Origin of the sequence: Prauserella muralis (genome assembly GCF_003202285.1) — a bacterium.
Taxonomy (GTDB): domain Bacteria; phylum Actinomycetota; class Actinomycetes; order Mycobacteriales; family Pseudonocardiaceae; genus Prauserella_B; species Prauserella_B muralis.
The window spans coordinates 735706-752959 of the sequence record NZ_MASW01000005.1; the positions used below are offsets into that span (position 1 = coordinate 735706).

The 17254-nt window shown below is 73.3% G+C and carries 15 protein-coding genes and 1 pseudogene; 10 read left to right on the plus strand and 6 right to left on the minus strand.

Annotation, left to right across the window (positions count from 1 at the left end; all coding sequences use genetic code 11):
• Positions 1-78: 78 nt before the first annotated feature.
• Entirely contained in the window at positions 79-747 is a 669-nt protein-coding gene (locus tag BAY60_RS24305; protein WP_245992779.1) for an ArsR/SmtB family transcription factor, read from the minus strand.
• An 85-nt stretch (positions 748-832) separates the two neighbouring features.
• On the opposite strand from BAY60_RS24305, the gene BAY60_RS24310 reads away from it, so the two are divergent.
• Entirely contained in the window at positions 833-2191 is a 1359-nt protein-coding gene (locus tag BAY60_RS24310; RefSeq protein ID WP_112283330.1) for an MBL fold metallo-hydrolase, read from the plus strand.
• Positions 2188-3459, plus strand: coding sequence for an MFS transporter (locus BAY60_RS24315; RefSeq protein ID WP_112283331.1), 1272 nt, complete (start codon positions 2188-2190; stop codon positions 3457-3459). Before BAY60_RS24310 ends, BAY60_RS24315 begins: the two co-directional genes overlap by 4 nt.
• Here the strand turns inward: BAY60_RS24315 and BAY60_RS24320 are convergent.
• Positions 3451-4632, minus strand: coding sequence for an MFS transporter (locus tag BAY60_RS24320; protein ID WP_112283332.1), 1182 nt, complete (start codon positions 4630-4632; stop codon positions 3451-3453). The genes BAY60_RS24315 and BAY60_RS24320 overlap by 9 nt on opposite strands.
• A 130-nt stretch (positions 4633-4762) precedes the next feature.
• On the opposite strand from BAY60_RS24320, the gene rraA reads away from it, so the two are divergent.
• The 3 genes from rraA to BAY60_RS24335 all read left to right on the plus strand — a co-directional run bounded on the left by rraA (position 4763) and on the right by BAY60_RS24335 (position 6976).
• Positions 4763-5233, plus strand: a complete 471-nt coding sequence (rraA, locus tag BAY60_RS24325) for a ribonuclease E activity regulator RraA (RefSeq protein WP_112283333.1) — start codon at positions 4763-4765, stop codon at positions 5231-5233.
• A gap of 102 nt (positions 5234-5335) precedes the next feature.
• Positions 5336-5719 carry a YciI family protein gene (locus BAY60_RS24330; RefSeq protein ID WP_112283334.1) on the plus strand — a complete coding sequence of 128 codons (384 nt, stop codon included), beginning with the start codon at positions 5336-5338 and terminating at the stop codon, positions 5717-5719.
• A 6-nt stretch (positions 5720-5725) separates the two neighbouring features.
• Positions 5726-6976, plus strand: a complete 1251-nt coding sequence (locus BAY60_RS24335) for an RNA polymerase sigma factor (RefSeq protein WP_281272760.1) — start codon at positions 5726-5728, stop codon at positions 6974-6976.
• Positions 6977-7030: 54 nt separating this feature from the next.
• Here the strand turns inward: BAY60_RS24335 and BAY60_RS24340 are convergent, their stop codons facing one another.
• Positions 7031-7633, minus strand: a complete 603-nt coding sequence (locus tag BAY60_RS24340) for a TIGR03086 family metal-binding protein (RefSeq protein WP_112283335.1) — start codon at positions 7631-7633, stop codon at positions 7031-7033.
• 158 nt (positions 7634-7791) lie between these two features.
• Here BAY60_RS24340 and BAY60_RS24345 point away from each other — a divergent pair, with 158 nt between their 5' ends.
• Positions 7792-8709 (plus strand): AurF N-oxygenase family protein, encoded by a 918-nt coding sequence (locus BAY60_RS24345; protein WP_112283336.1) that lies wholly within the window; start codon positions 7792-7794, stop codon positions 8707-8709.
• 4 nt (positions 8710-8713) lie between these two features.
• Positions 8714-10231 carry an FAD-dependent oxidoreductase gene (locus BAY60_RS24350; protein ID WP_112283337.1) on the plus strand — a complete coding sequence of 506 codons (1518 nt, stop codon included), beginning with the start codon at positions 8714-8716 and terminating at the stop codon, positions 10229-10231.
• A gap of 69 nt (positions 10232-10300) precedes the next feature.
• On the opposite strand, the gene BAY60_RS24355 is transcribed toward BAY60_RS24350, so the two are convergent.
• Both BAY60_RS24355 and BAY60_RS24360 read right to left on the minus strand, forming a co-directional pair.
• Positions 10301-11263, minus strand: a complete 963-nt coding sequence (locus tag BAY60_RS24355; RefSeq protein ID WP_112283338.1) for a sensor histidine kinase — start codon at positions 11261-11263, stop codon at positions 10301-10303.
• On the minus strand, positions 11260-12162 hold the full coding sequence (locus BAY60_RS24360; RefSeq protein ID WP_112283339.1) for an MEDS domain-containing protein: 903 nt from the start codon (positions 12160-12162) through the stop codon (positions 11260-11262). The genes BAY60_RS24355 and BAY60_RS24360 overlap by 4 nt, the downstream gene beginning before the upstream one ends.
• 116 nt (positions 12163-12278) lie before the next feature.
• On the opposite strand from BAY60_RS24360, the pseudogene BAY60_RS24365 reads away from it, so the two are divergent.
• The 3 genes and pseudogenes from BAY60_RS24365 to BAY60_RS24375 all read left to right on the plus strand — a co-directional run bounded on the left by BAY60_RS24365 (position 12279) and on the right by BAY60_RS24375 (position 15789).
• Positions 12279-13343, plus strand: a pseudogene (locus tag BAY60_RS24365) (LLM class flavin-dependent oxidoreductase).
• A gap of 257 nt (positions 13344-13600) precedes the next feature.
• Positions 13601-14740 carry a S1 family peptidase gene (locus tag BAY60_RS24370; protein ID WP_112283590.1) on the plus strand — a complete coding sequence of 380 codons (1140 nt, stop codon included), beginning with the start codon at positions 13601-13603 and terminating at the stop codon, positions 14738-14740.
• A 125-nt stretch (positions 14741-14865) separates the two neighbouring features.
• Entirely contained in the window at positions 14866-15789 is a 924-nt protein-coding gene (locus tag BAY60_RS24375; RefSeq protein ID WP_112283340.1) for an AraC-like ligand-binding domain-containing protein, read from the plus strand.
• Positions 15790-15806: 17 nt separating this feature from the next.
• On the opposite strand, the gene BAY60_RS24380 is transcribed toward BAY60_RS24375, so the two are convergent.
• Positions 15807-17246, minus strand: coding sequence for an aldehyde dehydrogenase family protein (locus BAY60_RS24380; protein ID WP_112283341.1), 1440 nt, complete (start codon positions 17244-17246; stop codon positions 15807-15809).
• Between the last annotated feature and the right edge of the window lie 8 nt (positions 17247-17254).

Genomic DNA, 17254 nt, shown 5'->3' on the forward strand with positions numbered 1-17254 from the left:
GTCGCACCGGCCCCGCGCCTGGTGAACACGCCCGGCGCGCAAACCGTCTCGGATTCCAGACACCGGGGGACGCGGCGGCTACTCCCCCGCGGCGGCCGTGGCGACGGGCAGGCCTGCCAGCCGCCACTCGAGCATCCCGTCGCTGAGGCGCCGGGCGCGGCGGCCGTGCCGGGTGAGCAGCCGGACGGCGTCGTGGGCGAACACGCAGTAGGCGCCGCGGCAGTAGGCCACCACCTCCTGGTCGGCGGGCAGGTCGGCGAGCCGGGACGCCAGCTCGTCGACGGGAACCGACACGGCACCGGGGATGTGACCGGCGGCGTACTCCTCGCGGGGCCGCACGTCGAGCACCACCACCTCACCGGACTCCGCCCTGCGCAGCAGCTCCGCGCGGCTGACCTGCTCGGTGTCCGGGCCCAGGTACGCGGCGCGGGCCGCCTCCACGTCGGGCAGGTGCGCGTTGGCGACGGCGCGCACGAGCGCGTACAACGCGGCGACGTCGGCGCCGGCCAGCCGGTAGTGGATCCTCGTGCCGTCGCGGCGGGTCGCGACGAGGTTGGCCTGCCTCAGCGCCTGCAGGTGCGCCGACGCGGTGGTCAGGCCGAGCCCGGTGGCCCGCGCCAGCGCCTCCACGCTGCGCTCGCCCTGCGCGAGCAGGTCCAGCAGTTCCAGGCGCTTGCCGCTGCCCAGCGCCTTGCCCACCCTGGCGAACTGCTCGAACAGCTCCCGCTTCGTATCATGGCTGCTCAATGACATTCCTCCAATACTCCTTGGAATAACGTACAAGACGGCGTAGGGTTTGGCCACGGGCACGAAGGCAAGGAGGGACCCAGCGATGAGCTCGGTCGACGTGGTGGCGCTCGTGGACGAGGGACTGGGCAACTCCGCCTACCTCGTGGATCTCGGCGACGGGCGCGCGCTGCTGGTGGACGTCAGCCTCGACCTGCGGTCCGCCTGGGCGGCCACGCGCAGGCGCGGGCTGCGGCCCGCCTTCGCCGCCGACACCCACCTGCACGCCGACTTCCTCTCCGGCGCACGTCACCTCGCCGACAGCGAGGGCACGCGCGTGCTCGCCTCGGCCGCCGGGGGACGGGAGTTCGGCCACACCGCACTGCGCGACGGCGACGAGGTCGATCTCGGCGGGCTGCGGCTGCGCGCGCTGGCCACCCCCGGCCACACCCACGAGCACCTCGCGTTCCTGCTGCTGGACGGCGACACCCCCGCCGGGGTGTTCACGGGAGGCTCCCTGCTCGTGGGCGCCGCCGCCCGCACGGACCTGGTGGCGCCCGAGCGCACCGAGGAGCTGGCGCGCCTGCAGTACCGCTCGCTGCGCAGGCTCGCCACACTGCCGGACGACGTGGCCGTGTGGCCCACCCACGGCGCGGGCTCGTTCTGCTCCGCCCCGCCCGGCACGCGGCGCACGAGCACGATCGGGGCCGAGAAGGCGGGCAACGCACTGTTGCGTGCTCCCGACGAGGAGGCCTTCACCGAGGCGCTGCTCGGCTCGCTCGGCAGTTTCCCCGCGTACTTCCTGACGCTGGCCGAGACGAACCGCCGTGGCGTGCTGCTGGACGGTGAGCCCGGGCTACGGGCGCTGGACGTGGACACGGTGCGGGGGCTGCTCGCCGACGGCGCGTGGCTGCTCGACACCCGGCCGGTCGCGGAGTTCGGCGCGGCCCACGTGCCGGGCGCGTTGTCCATCCCGCTGCGGCCGGCCTTCGCCTCCTGGCTGGGCTGGCTCGTGCCGCCCGGACGGCCGCTGGTCATCGTGCGCGGCCCCGGCCAGGATCCCGCCGAGGTCGCCTGGCAGGCCGCCAAGATCGGCTACGGCCCCCTCGCCGGCGAGCTGGCCGGAGGGCTCGGCGCCTGGACCGCCGCGGGACATCCGGTCGTCCGCACCCCGCTGGTCCGGGCGGAGGATCTCGGAGGGCGGCGCGTGCTCGATGTGCGGCAGGAGGCCGAGTTCGCCGCCGGTCACGTGCCCGGCGCGTCGCACGTGGAGCTGGGCGCGCTCGCCGCCAGGGCCGGGGAGCTGCCCCGGGAGCCGACGGTGGTGATGTGCGGCCACGGGGAGCGCGCGATGAGCGCGGCCGCGCTGCTGGAGCGATCAGGCCACCGGGACCTCGCCGTCCTGGACGGCGGCCCGCGGGACTGGGCGCGGGCGGAGGGCCGCCCGCTCGCGGACGGCACATGACCGGCACGGCGAAGGTTCCCCGGCTCGGCCTGCGGCCCAACCTCGCCCAGTTCGGCCTGCTCGTCGCGGTCAACGCGCTCGTGGGCGGAGTCCTCGGCCAGGAACGCAGTGTGCTGCCGCTGCTGGCCGAGCGGACGTTCGGCCTGACGGGGTACACGTTCCTGCTGACCTACGTCCTGGCTTTCGGCGTCACCAAGGCCGCCACCAACTACGTCGCGGGAACGCTGTCCGACCGGCTCGGCCGCAAGCCCGTGCTGCTGGCGGGCTGGCTGGTCGCGATCCCGGTGCCGCTGCTGCTCATCTGGGCGCCGAGCTGGGGCTGGGTCGTCGCCGCCAACGTCCTGCTCGGAGTGAACCAGGGCCTGACGTGGTCGACCACCGTGATCATGAAGATCGACCTCGCCGGCCCAGCGCGCCGCGGGCTGGCGATGGGCCTCAACGAGGCGGCCGGCTACGCCGCGGTGGCGCTCACCGCGGTGGCCACCGGCTACCTCGCCGCCCGTTACGGCCTGCGCCCCGCGCCGTTCCTGCTCGGTGCCGCCTACGTCGCGCTCGGGCTCGGCCTGACGGCGGTGTTCGTCCGGGAGACGCACGAGCACGCGAGGCTGGAGGCGGGCGGCCACACCGCCCGCGCCGACGGCAGGCACGACCATCTCCACGCGGGACTGAGCAGCAGGGAGGTGTTCGTCCACACGAGCCTGCGCGAACCGGCGCTGTCGGCGGCGAGCCAGGCGGGGATGGTGAACAACCTCAACGACGGGCTCGCGATGGGCCTGTTCCCCGTGCTGTTCGTGGGTGCAGGCCTGTCCATTGCGGACATGGGAGTCCTCGTCGCGCTGTACCCGGCGGTCTGGGGCGCGGGCCAGCTCGTCACGGGGCCGCTGTCCGACCGCTGGGGCCGCAAGCACCTCATCACCGCGGGCATGCTGACGCAGGCCGCCGCGCTGGCAGTCATCGCCGTCGGCGGGTCGTTCGCCACCTGGGCCGTGGCGGCCGTGGTGCTCGGCGCGGGCACGGCGATGGTGTACCCGACCCTGCTCGCGGTGGTCGGCGACGTCGCCCACCCGGCGTGGCGCGCCCGCGCCGTCGGGGTGTACCGCTTGTGGCGCGACGGCGGGTTCGCCGTCGGCGCGCTCGTCTCCGGCGCCGTCGCCGACCTGTGGGGGCTGCGGGCGGCCGTGTGGGTCGTCGCCGCCCTCACCGCCGCGTCCGGGCTCGTCGTCGCGGCGCGCCTGTACGAGACGCACCCGGCCCGCCGGTCATCGTGACCGCGCGGCCCGCAGCACGGCCAGCGCCACGGCGACGAGCACGGCCAGGCCCGCGGCCAGCAGGAACACCCGGCCGAGCCCGACGGAGTCCACCACGGGCTGGGCGAGCAGCGGCGAGCTGAACTGGCCGAGGAACAACGCCGAGGTGAGCATTCCCAGCGCCCTGGTGCGGGTAGCGGGATCGACGGTGGCCACGACCCAGCCGTTCAGCACCGGGTTCTGCAGCCCGATGCCCACGCCGATCACGACCATGCCCAGAGCCATGACCCACAGCGAGCCCGCCAGCCCGACCGCCGCCAGCCCCACGGCGTAGGTCACGAACACGGCGGTGGCGAGGGCCGGGAAGCCGCGGTGCGCCCTGACCCGCCCGAAGTTGAGGCCCACCAGCGTCATCACCAGGTTAAGCAGGGCCATGAGCACGCCCGTCACCACCGGCCCCGCGCCGCCGACCTCGGCGACCAGGAACGGCGCCTGGGTGGGCACCACGTAGAACACGACGACGCCCAGGAACATCAGCGCGTACATGCCCAGCACCCGCGGCGTCCACGGCGTGCTCGCCGAGTTGTCCTCTGTGGACGACGAGCGCGGTTGCGGCTCGGGGACGAACCGGAGCACGACCAGCAGCAGCGGCACGGCCAGCAGGTAGACGGCGAAGGGGCCACGCCAGCTCAGCGCCGCGAGCAGCCCGCCGAACAGCAGGGCGATGACACCACCGAACCCCATGGCCGCACCCTGCAGGCCGAGGACCCGGCCGTGGTCGGCCTCGGCGTGGTGGTCGGCCAGCAGCGCCGTGGACGTCGCCATGATCCCGCCGATACCGATACCGAGAACGACCCGCCCGGCGAGCAGCCCCGGCAGCCAGTCCAGCACGAGCCCCGAGCCACCACCCACGACGTAGAGCAGCAGACCGGCGGCGAGCACCCGGACGCGACCCACCCGGCCACTCAGCCAGGCGAGCACGGGCGCGGCGATCATGATGGCCAGGCCCGGCACCGTGAGCACGAGGCGCACCAGCAGGTCCGCATGGGGCACCGCGGCGAAATGCCGCTCCATGCCCGGCAGGGCGGGCGTGATGGTCGCGCTGGCCATGATCGTCATGGTGCTGACGCCGAGCAGCGTCACCAGCGTCGCGCGCGGTGGCCGCCGCAGCCCCGGGGTCGTCGTCTCCGTCATGCCGACGACGCTAGAACCTCGAGTTCGCTTCAGGTCAAGCGCGCGGTACCCGCGCCGCGGCGCTCACCCGCCACGGTCTCGCTACCCTCACCTCTGATCCGGACACCGACCGACCCAGGAGGACCGAGGCGTGACCGTCTCCACCGCCGACCTCGTCGACGAGCACGGCGACCGGCTGCTTGTCTGCGACACCCAGTTCCGCCAGTTCGGCGCGCACCGCGAGTTCTCGGGCCGGGTGCGGACCGTGTCGTGCTACCAGGACAACGGCGCGGTCCGCGAACTGCTGCGGACTCCCGGTGACGGCTGCGTGCTCGTCGTCGACGGGGGCGGATCGGTGCACACCGCGCTCACCGGCGACCTCATCGCCCGCTCCGCGGCGGACAACGGCTGGGCCGGGCTGGTCGTCCACGGGGCGGTGCGCGACAGCGCCGTGCTCGCCACGCTGCCGCTCGGCATCAAGGCGCTGGGCACCAACCCGCGCAAGAGTGCCAAGACCGGAGCCGGTGCGGTGGACGTCCCGGTGGGCTTCGGCGGCATCACCTTCACCCCCGGCGACACGGTGTACGCCGACGACGACGGCGTGGTCGTGCTCCCCGGCTGAGCGGCGCAGAATACTGCTCGCGGGGTGTCGAGTTCGGGCACGCCCGCTCGTCATTCTCTGTGCCGGCTCACCGAGCCGGCATCGACGAGGTCTGGAGGGCGTGTGAAGTACCTGCTGCTGATCTACAACTGCGAGCGGCCGGAACCGGCGGATCCGGGTTTCGCCGAGGCGGTGGCCCGGGTCAACGCGTTCGCCGACGAGTGCCGCCGCCGGGGCGTGTTCGTGGCGGGGGACCCGGTGCTGGACGAGCACACGGCCACCACCGTGAGCGTGCGGGAGGGCCGCCCGATCATCACCGACGGGCCGTTCGTGGAGACTCACGAGCACCTCGGCGGCTACTACGTGCTCGACTGCCGTGACCTGGACGAGGCGCTCGAACTGGCCGCGCTGTGCCCGTTGGCCGAACAGGGCAGCATCGAGATCCGGCCGCTGGCGGGGGCGCGCGGCGCCGACCACGCCGGGCAGGCCGAGCGGCGCGGAGGGTGAGCTGAGGTGGCCGGGCCTGCCGAGCTGGTGGACCAGGTCTACCGGGAACACCGCGCGCGGATGCTCGCCGCACTGGTCCGCGTGCTCGGTGACTTCGAACTCGCCGAGGAGGCGCTGCAGGACGCGGCCGCCCTCGCCCTGCGGCGCTGGGCGGGGCGGGCGCCGGACGACCCTGTCGGGTGGTTGCTGACGGCGGCCCGCAACCGCGCGATCGACCGGCTGCGCCGGGCGCGGCTGGGCAAGGACAAACAGCAGCAGGCCGACGCGGCGTATCGCGGCGAACCGGGCGGGGTGAGCATGAGTGACTTCGGCGAGGACCGGCTCGCGGCCGTGGGCGACGAACGGCTGAGCCTGATCTTCACGTGCTGCCATCCCGCGCTCGCCCCGGAGGCGCGCGTGGCGCTGACCCTGCAGGCCGTGGCCGGGCTGACGGCGGCCCAGATCGCCAGGGTGTTCCTGGTCAGCGAGTCCACACTGGCGCAGCGGCTGGTCCGCGCCAAACGCAAGATCCGCGACGCGGGCATCCGGCTCGCGGTGCCGCCGGACCACCTGCTCCCCGACCGGCTGGCCGGGGTGCTGTCGGTGGTCTACCTGATCTTCACGCAGGGCTACACCGCCGACGCCGAGACCGGCGAGTACCGCGCGCTGCGGGCCGAGGCGATCCGGCTCGGCAAGCTCATCGCCGCGCTGCTGCCCGACGAGCCCGAGGCGCTCGGGCTCGTCGCGCTGCTGCTGCTGCACGACTCCCGAGCCGCCGCCCGCTACGGCCCTGCGGGCGAGGTGGTGCTGCTGGAGGAGCAGGACCGCTCCCTGTGGGACCGGGCCGAGATCGCCGAGGCGGTCGGCCTGCTGGACCGGGCACTGCGCCGCGGCGCGCCGGGCCCCTACCAGCTGCAGGCCGCCGTCGCGGCCGTGCACGCGCAGGCCGCGTCGGCGGAGCGGACCGACTGGGACCGCATCGTCGCGCTCTACCGCGAGCTGCTCGCCGCGTGGCCCTCACCGGTGGTGGCACTCAACCACGCGGTGGCGGTGGCCATGGCCGACGGCCCCGAGGCCGGGCTCCGCCTGCTCGACGACGTCGACGGACTGGACGGCTACCACCTGTTCCACGCCGCCCGCGCCGACCTGCTGCGCCGCCTCGGGCACGCGGGCGAGGCGGCCGCCGCCTACCGCCGAGCGCACGAGCTGGCCACGAAGCCCGCCGACCGGCGCTTCCTCGCCGGGCGGTTGCTGGCGCTCGACGAGCCCGGCGCCTGAGCGACGGCACGACGGGGGCGGCGGCCACCCGGCTGCCGCCCCCGTCCAGGCTCGTCAGGCCGGGACGGACTCCCAGGCCGGCCGGCCCAGGTAGGCCAGCAGGCGGGTCTGCGCGTCCGCGTCGCCGGGCGGCGTCAGCTCGGGCCCGAAGAAGCCCGGACGGCGCACCACGTAGTCCCGCGCCCAGTCGAACGCGACGTCGACCAGCCGGGACTCGATGGTGACGTCCAGCCCGAGCGCGTGCCCGATGTCCCACGTGTGCGCCACCGTGTCGGTGATCACCAACGGCAGGACCGCGATCAGCGGGACGTCGCCGATGCCGGTGATGGAGGTCGTCCGGCCCAGCGCCTCGCCGGTCAGCGCCGGCACCGACTCGGCGCGCGCCGCGCGCCACGTGGCCACCGGGTCGTCCCCGGTCAGCTCGCCCGGGTGCGGCGAACCGGGCGCACCGGTGCGGGGCGGGTCCTGCTCGCCCGCCGCCCAGGCCCGCAGCTGCCGCTGGGCCCAGACGACGTGCCCGGCCACGTCCCGCACGGTCCACTCCGAGCACATCGACGGGGCGTCCCAGGCCTGCGCCGGCACGGCCGCCAGCACCGCGTCGAAGCCGTCCAGCGCACGGCGGTACTGCTCCATCGTCTCCGCAACGTCGGTGTTCATCGCCATCGTCCTTTCTCGTGAGGCACTGACACGGCAAGGACGAGCGGCGGGCCCGCGACTCGACAACCCGGCGACAGGAATTTCCCGCGGGCCCGAGTGTGTGTTACCGTTGGTAACTGTAAATCCAAGTAACAGGCAACGACGTCAGGGAGTGCGCCATGACCAGGGCCGACACACGCACGCAGGCGGACGAGGCCGCGCCCGACCGCCAGGCGGTCGCGCAGCGGTTGCTGGACTCCTCGCAGACGCTGTCGTACGACCCCGCGACGGAGGTCGACTGGGAGACGCCGCTCGACCCGAGCTACCACGGCGCGAGCCCCGAGTGGAGCACGCTGTACGGGACGTCGTACTGGGACGACCTGACCGCCGAACAGCAGCGCGAGCTGACCCGCCAGGAGGCGGCGTCGGTGGCGAGCACCGGCATCTGGTTCGAGATGATCCTGCAGCAGATGGTGCTGCGCGACTTCTACGCCAAGGACCCGACCGACCCGGCGTTCCAGTGGGCGCTCACCGAGATCGCCGACGAGTGCCGGCACTCGATCATGTTCGCGCGCGGTGCGGCCAAGCTGCGCGCCCCCGCCTACCGGCCGCGGCGGTTCGTGGTCGAGCTGGGCCGCGCGTTCAAGACCGTCGCCGCCGGCGAGGCCGCCTACGCGGCGATCCTGGTCGCCGAGGAGGTCCTCGACGTCATGCAGCGCGACTGGATGCGCGACGAGCGGGTGGTGCCCTTCGTCCGCACCGTCAACAACATCCACGTGGTGGAGGAGTCGCGTCACATGAAGTTCGCCAGGGAGGAGACCCGGGAGCGGCTCAAGGGCGCGGGCAGGCTGCGCAAGCAGATCAACGCCCTCGTCGTGGCCATCGCCTCCTACTTCATCGTCACCAGCATGGTGAGCAAGGACGTCTACGCCAACGCCGGGCTCGACCCGAAGCGCGCGATCCGCGAGGCGAAGGCCAACGAGCACCACAAGTCGATGATGCGCTCGAGCTGCGCAGGGCTGATGGAGTTCCTCGACTCCGCCGGCCTGCTCACCCGCGCGTCGATGTGGTTCTACAAGCGCGCCAGCCTGATCTGACGCCATGGCTTTCGCGATCACGCAGACCTGCTGCAACGACGCCTCGTGCGTGGCCGTCTGCCCCGTCAACTGCATCCACCCGACGCCGGACGAGCCCGATTTCGGCAGCACCGACATTCTCTACGTCGATCCGGCGGCGTGCATCGACTGCGGGGCCTGCGCCGATGCCTGCCCTGTCGACGCGATCTTCCCCGTGGACGCCCTCACCGGACCGCTGCGGGCGTACGCAGGCATCAACGCGGACTACTACGCCGGGCAGGACGGCAGGGCGAGCGCCGACCCCGCGCCGAACTTCCACGCGTGGGGCCCGCCGACGTTCGACCGCGCCATCCCGAGCGACTTCCCGGTGCTCGACGTCGCGGTGGTGGGCACAGGGCCCGCGGGGATGTACGCCGTCGAGGACCTGCTGCTGCACACCAACGCCAGGGTGACGCTCATCGACCGGCTGCCCGTGGCGGGCGGCCTGGTCCGCTTCGGTGTCGCACCGGACCACCCGTCGACCAAGAAGATCGGCGAGACGTTCGCGCGCTTCCACCACCACCCGCGGCTGCGGCTGCGGCTGGGGGCCGAGGTGGGCCGCGACGTGACCGTCGACGAGCTGGCGGCGCGGCACGACGCGGTGATCTACGCCGTGGGCGCGTCCTCGGCCCGCGCGCTCGGCATCCCCGGCGAGGACCTGCCGGGCAGCCTTCCCGCCACCCGGGTGGTGAGCTGGTACAACGGCCACCCGGACGTGCCCGCCGACGCGGTGGACCTCTCGGCGGAACGGGTCGTGCTGGTCGGCAACGGCAACGTGGCACTCGACGTGGCCCGCATCCTCACCGCCGACCCGGGTGAGCTGGAGGGCACCTCCATCTCACCGGAGGCACTGGCCCAGCTGGCGTCGAGCAAGGTGCGCGAGGTGGTGCTGCTCGCGCGCCGCGGCCCCGACGCCGCGGCCTACACCACACCCGAGATGCTGGCCCTCACCCAGCGCACCGGCGTGGACCTGGTCATCGACGACCACGATCCCCGGGTGGCCGAAGCCATCGACACGGCCTCCCCCGGCAGCAAGACGGCCCTGCTGCAGGGCCTGCCGAGGCGGCCCGTCGACTGGTCGGCGCCGCCGCCGCACGGGCGGCGCCGGATCGTGCTGCGCTTCCACTCCGCGCCGAAGGAGATCCTGGGCGCCGAGCAGGTGCGCGGCCTGCGCGTGACCGCGGCGGCCGGGGAGACGGCCATCGCCACCGGCCAGGTGGTGCGGGCGGTCGGCTATCGCGGCGCGCCGGTGCCCGGCCTGCCCTTCGACGAGGACACCGGCACCATCCCGCACAGTGCGGGCCGGGTCGAGGGACGCCAGGGCGACTACGTGGTCGGCTGGATCAAGCGCGGCCCCTCCGGCGGCATCGGCGCCAACAAGACCTGCGCACAGGAGACGGTCGGCACCCTGCTCGACGACGTCGTGGCGGGCAGGCTCGCGGTGCGGCCTCGCCGCTCCCCCGGCGGCGGCAGGCTGGCGTCCCGGCTGCTCCGCCGGTCCTGACGCCCCTCACGGGTGCCGTCCGCGCGGCGCGGTTACATGCGCGGCACGGGGTGTCCTCCTCGGGGCTGCTCACAGCAGGGCCGGCGTCGACCTGCCGCCCCGCAGCCGGACGGTGAACCCGTCGGGCCCGGCCAGCAGCGCCACCTCGACGTCGAGCTGGTGGGTCAGCCAGAGCCCGAGCCCGGAGTTCGTCGGGCTGTTCGCCACCGGCGCGAGCCCGGCGAGCGGGTCGGCGGGCCCGGAGCCGCTGTCGCTGACGTGCACCACGACGCGTTCGGGTTCCGCCCAGATGCGGACCGTCGCCGGGGCACGACCGTGTACTCGCGCGTTGAGGACGGTCTCACTGACACCGATGACCAGGTCGGTCAGCGTCTGCTCGTCGACCCGGCGATCGGCCACCTGTTCCAATGCATGCCGGGCCTCGGCCGGGGTGGGGTTCTTGAGCTCGGCCGTGGGCGCGGAGGCCTCGATCGGGTCCGGGGCGGAGGCCAGGCCGCCCAGCACCGGCGTGCCGTCGTAGCGGTCGTTGTCCCGGCGGTCTCCGGATGGCGTGCCCAGGACGGGATGGGTTCGCTCGACCACGTCGCGGACTGCCGGGCTCACGGTGGTGGCGTCGTACAGGCAGAGGCTGCGCAGAGGGTAGGGCGCCCACAGCACGTTGAGCGCGGCCTCGTAGCGGTCCCAGCCTTCGAACCGGCCACCGTTGCCGACATGCGGGACCTCCCCGGCGAGGCGGACACCGGGTGCGCCCGCGTCGAGGTGCCGCTGGAACAGCCGTTCGTAGGACGAGATCGCCCGGGCCGGTGTCCCGTACAGCTCGTCTCCGGAGACGAACGTCACCGCCGACGGGTCGTGGAGCCAGCCCTGGAGCAGGCCGGTCTTGCGCTCGTCGTAGCCGAGGATCACCGGCTCGCCCGCGGCGAGGCCGTCCTCGACGAACGGCACGATCATCGCCCGGAACTCGGCGTCGGAACCGTAGAAGCCTGCCTCGTGCACATGCGGGCGCCGCAGTGCCGCCACACCGTGGTTCATCGTGTTCTCTCGCTGTCGGGTGCCCTCCGGAGGCCGTCACGTGGCCGCCGCCGCACGGGGTCGACGCGCACGCCGGACAGCCCCAGCACCTCGGTCAGTCTGGCAGCCGACGACGGGCCGTCGTGCAACACCACCGAGCCGCCTCGCTGCCGCGCGTACTCGGCCAGCTCCAGCAGACCGCGGTGGGAGATGAACTCCAACCCGGCCGCGTCGAGCACCAGCCGGTCGTCGCTGTCCGGGCGGGGCCGTGCCCACCGCAGCGCGTGCGTCCACAGCTTGACGCTCGCCGCGTCCACGTTGCCGCTCACGGTGGCGGCACACCCGGGACGCCCGCCGGCGTGGACGCGGAACGCGGCCGCGCCACTGTTCGCGATCGGGTGCATGCACGCGATCTGCTCGATGCGGGCCTGACCCAGCTCGGTGCGGTCGTATGCGCAGAGCGCGCTCAACGGCGCGCTCGCCATGTAGCTGTCGACCAGGTGCTCGTACCGCGCGAACGCCTCGACCTGGTCGGCGGTGCGGACGAGCGAGGTGGCGTCGGCGGCCAGGCGCAGGCCGCGGAAGCCCTCCGCCAGTGCCTGTTCGGTGAGCTGCGCGTAGGTGACGACCTGTTGCGCGGGATCGACCACGGCGCGCGCGGTGTAGGTGCCCTCGACCGACGCGACGCCCGCGGCCCCGGAAGTCAGGGCGTCGTCCCAGCCCCGGACCTGCCGGAGCTCTGCCGCCAGCGCTCCCGGCTCGCCGCCCGCGATGTAGAGCACGCGCTGGCCCGCCCGCAGGCCGTCGGCGAGGAACTCCGCCGCCCGGGCCCGGAACTCGGCCCGGGTGTCGAAGCACCAGCACACGTGATCGTGCACACCGAGGCCCCGCACGTGGTCGACGACGCCAGCTGTCCGCACACGAAAACCGTACGCATAATCCGGCGGGCGCGACAATCGGGAGCGCCCGGCCGACGCGCACGGAATAGGCTCGTCTCCCCATATGTTTGAGCGTTCAACTGCTTGAGGAGTGGGGCATGGGTGACGAGATTCTGGGCACGCGGCAGCGGCCGACCTTCGGACTGGACACCTTCGGCGACGTGGAGAACTGACCGGACGGCCAGCCCGTGAGCCAGGCGGAGGCGATCCGCCAGGTGGTGGCCGAGGGTGTGCTGGCCGACCAGGTCGGCGTGGACTACTTCGGCGTCGGCGAGCACCACCGCGCCGAGATGGCGGTGTCCTCGCCCGACGTCGTGCTCGCGGCGATCGCAGGGCAGACCGAGCGGATCCGGCTCGGTACCGCCGTCACCGTGCTCAGCTCCGATGACCCGGTGCGGGTCTACGAGCGGTTCGCCACGCTGGACGCCCTCTCGCGCGGCCGCGCCGAGCTGACGCTGGGACGGGGCTCGTTCACCGAGTCGTTCCCGCTGTTCGGCTACTCGCTGTCCGACTACGAGGTGCTGTTCGCGGAGAAGCTCGACCTGTTCACCCACCTGCAGCGGGAGAAGCCGGTGACGTGGAGCGGCACGGTGCGAGCCCCGCTGGACGGCGCGCAGGCCTACCCGCTCACCGAGTCCGGGCGGCTGCCCGCCTGGGTGGGCGTCGGCGGCACCCCGCAGTCGGTGGTCCGCGCGGCGGCCTACGGACTGCCACTGGTGCTGGCGGTGATCGGCGGCTCGCCCGCACAGTTCGCACCGCTGGCGACGCTGTACCGGCGCGCCCTCGCCGAGGCGGGCCATGCGGAGCTGCCGGTCTCCCTGCACAGCCCCGGCCACATCGCAGCCACCGACGAACTGGCGATCGCCCAGCACTTCCCGCACCACCAGGCCGCCTTCGCCAAGATCGGCGCCGAACGGGGATGGGCACCGATGACGCGCGCCGACTACGACGCCATGGCGGGCCCGCGCGGCGCGTTGTTCGTCGGCTCGCCCGAGACGGTCGCCCGCAAGATCGCCTGGGCCGTGCGCACGCTCGGGCTGTCGCGCTTCCAGCTCAAGTACGGCGGCGGGCCACTGCCTCACGAGCATCGGCTGGAGTCGATCCGGCTGTACGGCGAGCAGGTGGTGCCCCGCGTGCGCGAACTGCTCGCCGGCACCGGCTGAGAAACCCTTCACTCCTCAGTAGACAGACCAGTCAGGCCTTCTGCCGTGCGCCGCGGCCGAGCCGAAGGGCACCTTGGGTACCGCACGTGCACCCAAGGTGCCCTTCGGCTCGCTGCCGGGCGAGCAGAAGCGCGTCACTCACTGTAGAACGTGAAAGGTTCACTGGTCTAGACCTTGACGCGGCAGGTGCCGACGTACCACGTTGGTAGGTGAGCGCGCTCTCCCTCACCCAGTCCCTGCTGCGAAACGAGAGCATCATGAACAGAAGACGGACACTGTTGGGAGCGCTGGGCGCCTGTGCGCTGATGGCGCTCGGTGCGCTGTCCGGCGGCACCTCCGCGCCCGCCGAGGCGGCTCCTGCCGCACCGGACGGCATGGTCACGGCGCTGCAGCGCGATCTCGGCCTGAGCAAGGCGCAGACGGTCGCGCGGCTCAGCCAGGAGTCCGCGGCCCTGCGCATCGGCCCGGCCGCGCGCAAGGCCGCGGGCGAGGCCTACGGCGGCTCCTGGTTCGACCCCCGGCGCGGCAGGCTCGTGGTGGGGCTCACCGACCGGAGCCGGGCAGCCGCCGTCGAGGCCACCGGCGCCGCGACCACCCAGGTCGAGCACACGCAGGCGGAACTGGACGCCACGAAGTCGGTCCTCGACGCCTACGCCGCCCGCGGCGAGGTGCCCGGCGGCGTGGCAAGCTGGCACGCCGACCCGCGGTCCGGGAGCGTGGTCGTCTCGGTCCGGGACGGCGCGACCGGCGTCGCGGAGTTCCTCGACCGGGCGCGCGACGCGGGCCCGGTGACCGTCACCGAGATCGCTGGGCAGCCGCGCACCTTCGCGGCGGGCACGGTGGGTGGCGATCCCTACTACATCAACGGCAACACCCGCTGCTCCATCGGGTTCTCCGTGCAGGGCGGCTTCGTCAGCGCGGGGCACTGCGGCGGGGTCGGTGCCTCGGTGTCCGGCTGGGACGGCTCCCGGATGGGCAGCTTCGCCGGCTCGTCGTTCCCCGGCAACGACTACGCGTTCGTCCGCATCGGCAACGGCTGGTGGACCGAGCCCGTTGTGCTCGGCTGGGGCGCGGTACCGGACCGGCTGGTCCGCGGCTCGGCCGAAGCACCCGTCGGTTCGTCGATCTGCCGGTCGGGGTCGACCACGCACTGGCACTGCGGCACGGTGCTGGCCAAGAACGAGACGGTCAACTACTCGCAGGGCGCGGTCCATGAGATGACCAAGACCAGCGTGTGCGCCGAACCGGGCGACTCCGGCGGCTCGTTCATCACCGGCGACCAGGCACAGGGCGTCACCTCCGGCGGCTGGGGCAACTGCGGCAGCGGCGGCGAGACCTGGTTCCAGCCCGTGAACGAGATCCTCGACGTCTACGGGCTCTCTCTCGTGACCTCCTGACCCCGTGGCGGCGGTGCCGGGGCTGCCCCGGCACCGCCGCCACGGCATCGCGGCCACGCTTGAACGTGCCTGGCCGGAGGCTTATCGTGGGCGATCATTACCCGAACGGTCGGTAGGCTGAGCACATGACGTCGGTGAGCGTGGACGAGCACGTCGCCTCGTTCGAGGCAAGCGCCTCGACGGCCTTCGCGCCGCTGCGCATCCGGCCGCTGGGGCCGGGCCCGTTCACGGGCGCGCTGCGTGCCGCCACCGCGGGCGACGTGGTGGTCACGCGCATCCGCTGTGGGCCCTGCCGGGTACAGCGCCTGCCGAGCCTCATCACCTCGGCCGACCCCGACCTGGTGAAGGTGACCGTACTGACCGCGGGCCGCGGGGAGGTGGAGCAGGACGGACGCCGGTGCGTACTGGGCCCGGGCGACCTCGTCAACTACGCCACCGACCGCCCCTACCAGCTCACTTTCACCGAGCCGTACGACACCACCGTGGTGGCCGTGCCGAAGTCGCGGCTCGGCGCCCACGCCGACACGCTGGCCCGGCGCACGGCGATGGCCGTGCCCACCTCGCACGGTGTCCAGCGCGTCGTGGGCGGGTTCTTCCGCACGCTCACCGACGTGCTGCCCGGCGACGGCGGGATGTTCACCGGCGACGCGACGCACCACCTCACCGACGCGCTCGTGTCGATGGTGCTCTCGGAACTGACCACGCTGCGCCCGGAACCGGGTGACGACCTCGCCGACCGCGTCCTGGCCCACTGCCTCGCGCGGCTCAGCGATCCGGACCTGACGGTGGAGTCGGTCGCGCGTGCTCACCAGGTGTCCGTGCGCTACCTGCACAAGGTGTTCCGGGCGCGAGAGCTGACGCTCTCGGCGTGGATCCGGCGACAGCGGCTGGCCCGCATCCGCAGGGACCTGGCCGATCCCGCCCTGGCCGATCGCACGACGGCGGCCATCGCCGCCCGGTGGGGCCTGCTCGACGCCACGCACCTCAGCCGGGCCCTCAAGGCGGAGTTCGGGCAGACGGCGGCCGAGATCCGGCGGGCGGCGCGATAGCCACCCGCCGGAGGCGCTCAGGCCAGGCTCGTCCAGATGCTCTTGACCTCGGTGAACGCCTCGATGGCCTCCCAGCCCATCTCGCGGCCCTGCCCCGAGGACTTCATCCCGCCCCAGGCGGCGCCCGCGTCGAGCAGGGGCGGCATGTTGATCCACACCGTTCCCGCCTTGACCTGGTGCGCGAGCCGGTTCGCGACCCCGATGTCGCGCGACCAGATGTAGGCGGCCAGGCCGTACTCGGTGTCGTTGGCCCGTGGCGCGAGCTCGCCGGGGTCGTCGTAGGGCAGCACCGTCAGCACCGGCCCGAAGATCTCCTCCCTGGCGATGCGCATGTCCTGCGTCACCCCGGCGAACACGGTCGGCCGGTAGAAGTAGCCGCCGGCCAGCTCCCCGCCCGCCCGGCTGCCGCCCGCGAGCAGCTGTGCGCCCTCCGCCTTGCCGATGCCCACGTAGTGGTCGATCTGTTCGAGCTGTTCCCGCGAGACCACCGGGCCGAGCTGGGTGTTCTCGTCCAGCCCGGAGCCGAGCGTCATCGAGTCGGCGGCGCCCGCCATCTTCTCGGCGAACTCGTCGGCGCGGCGGCGGTCGACGTAGAACCGGGTGGCCGCCGCGCAGACCTGCCCGGAGTTGAGCAGGCCGCTCATCAGGTTGCCCTCGACGACGGCGTCGAGGTCGGCGTCGGCGGCGATGATGCTGGGCGCCTTGCCGCCCAGCTCCAGCGACACCCTCTTGAGCGCGCGCCCGGCCTCGGCCGCGATCTCCCTGCCCACCGCGGTGGAGCCGGTGAAGGAGATCTTCGCGACCTTCGGGTGCGCGACCAGTGCCTTGCCCGCCTCAGGGCCGCCGGTCACGACGTTGACTACGCCGGCGGGCACACCGGCCTGTTCGAGCACCTCGGCGAGCAACAGCGTGGTCAGCGGGGTCTGCTCGGCGGGCTTGACGACCACCGTGTTGCCGGTCGCCAGCGCGGGCGCGAGCTTCCACACCAGGATCATCAGCGGGAAGTTCCACGGCGTGATCAGCCCGCACACGCCCAGCGGCTCACGCCGGGTGCGGTAGTCCACGTCGGGCACCGACAGCGGCGCCGTGACACCGGTGATCTTGGTGACCCAGCCCGCGTAGTAGCGGAAGTGCTCGACGGCGTTGGGCACCGAGAAACCCCCGCTGATGGCCAGCGGCTGCCCCTGGTCGGTGGTCTCCAGGCGGGCGAACTCGTCGGCGCGTTCCTCCAGCAGGTCGGCGACCCTGAGCAGCAGGCGCGCCCGCTGCGCGGGCAGCAGCCCCGCCCACGCCGGCGAGACGAACGCCGCTGCGGCGGCCTCGACAGCGGCGTCCACATCGGACACCGTTGCCTCCGGCAGCTCGGCGAGCACCTCACCGGTCGCGGGGTTGTGCGTGGCGAAGGTGGTTGCGTTGCCACCCGTCCACTTTCCGTTGATGTACATATCGGTACGCATGGCAGGTA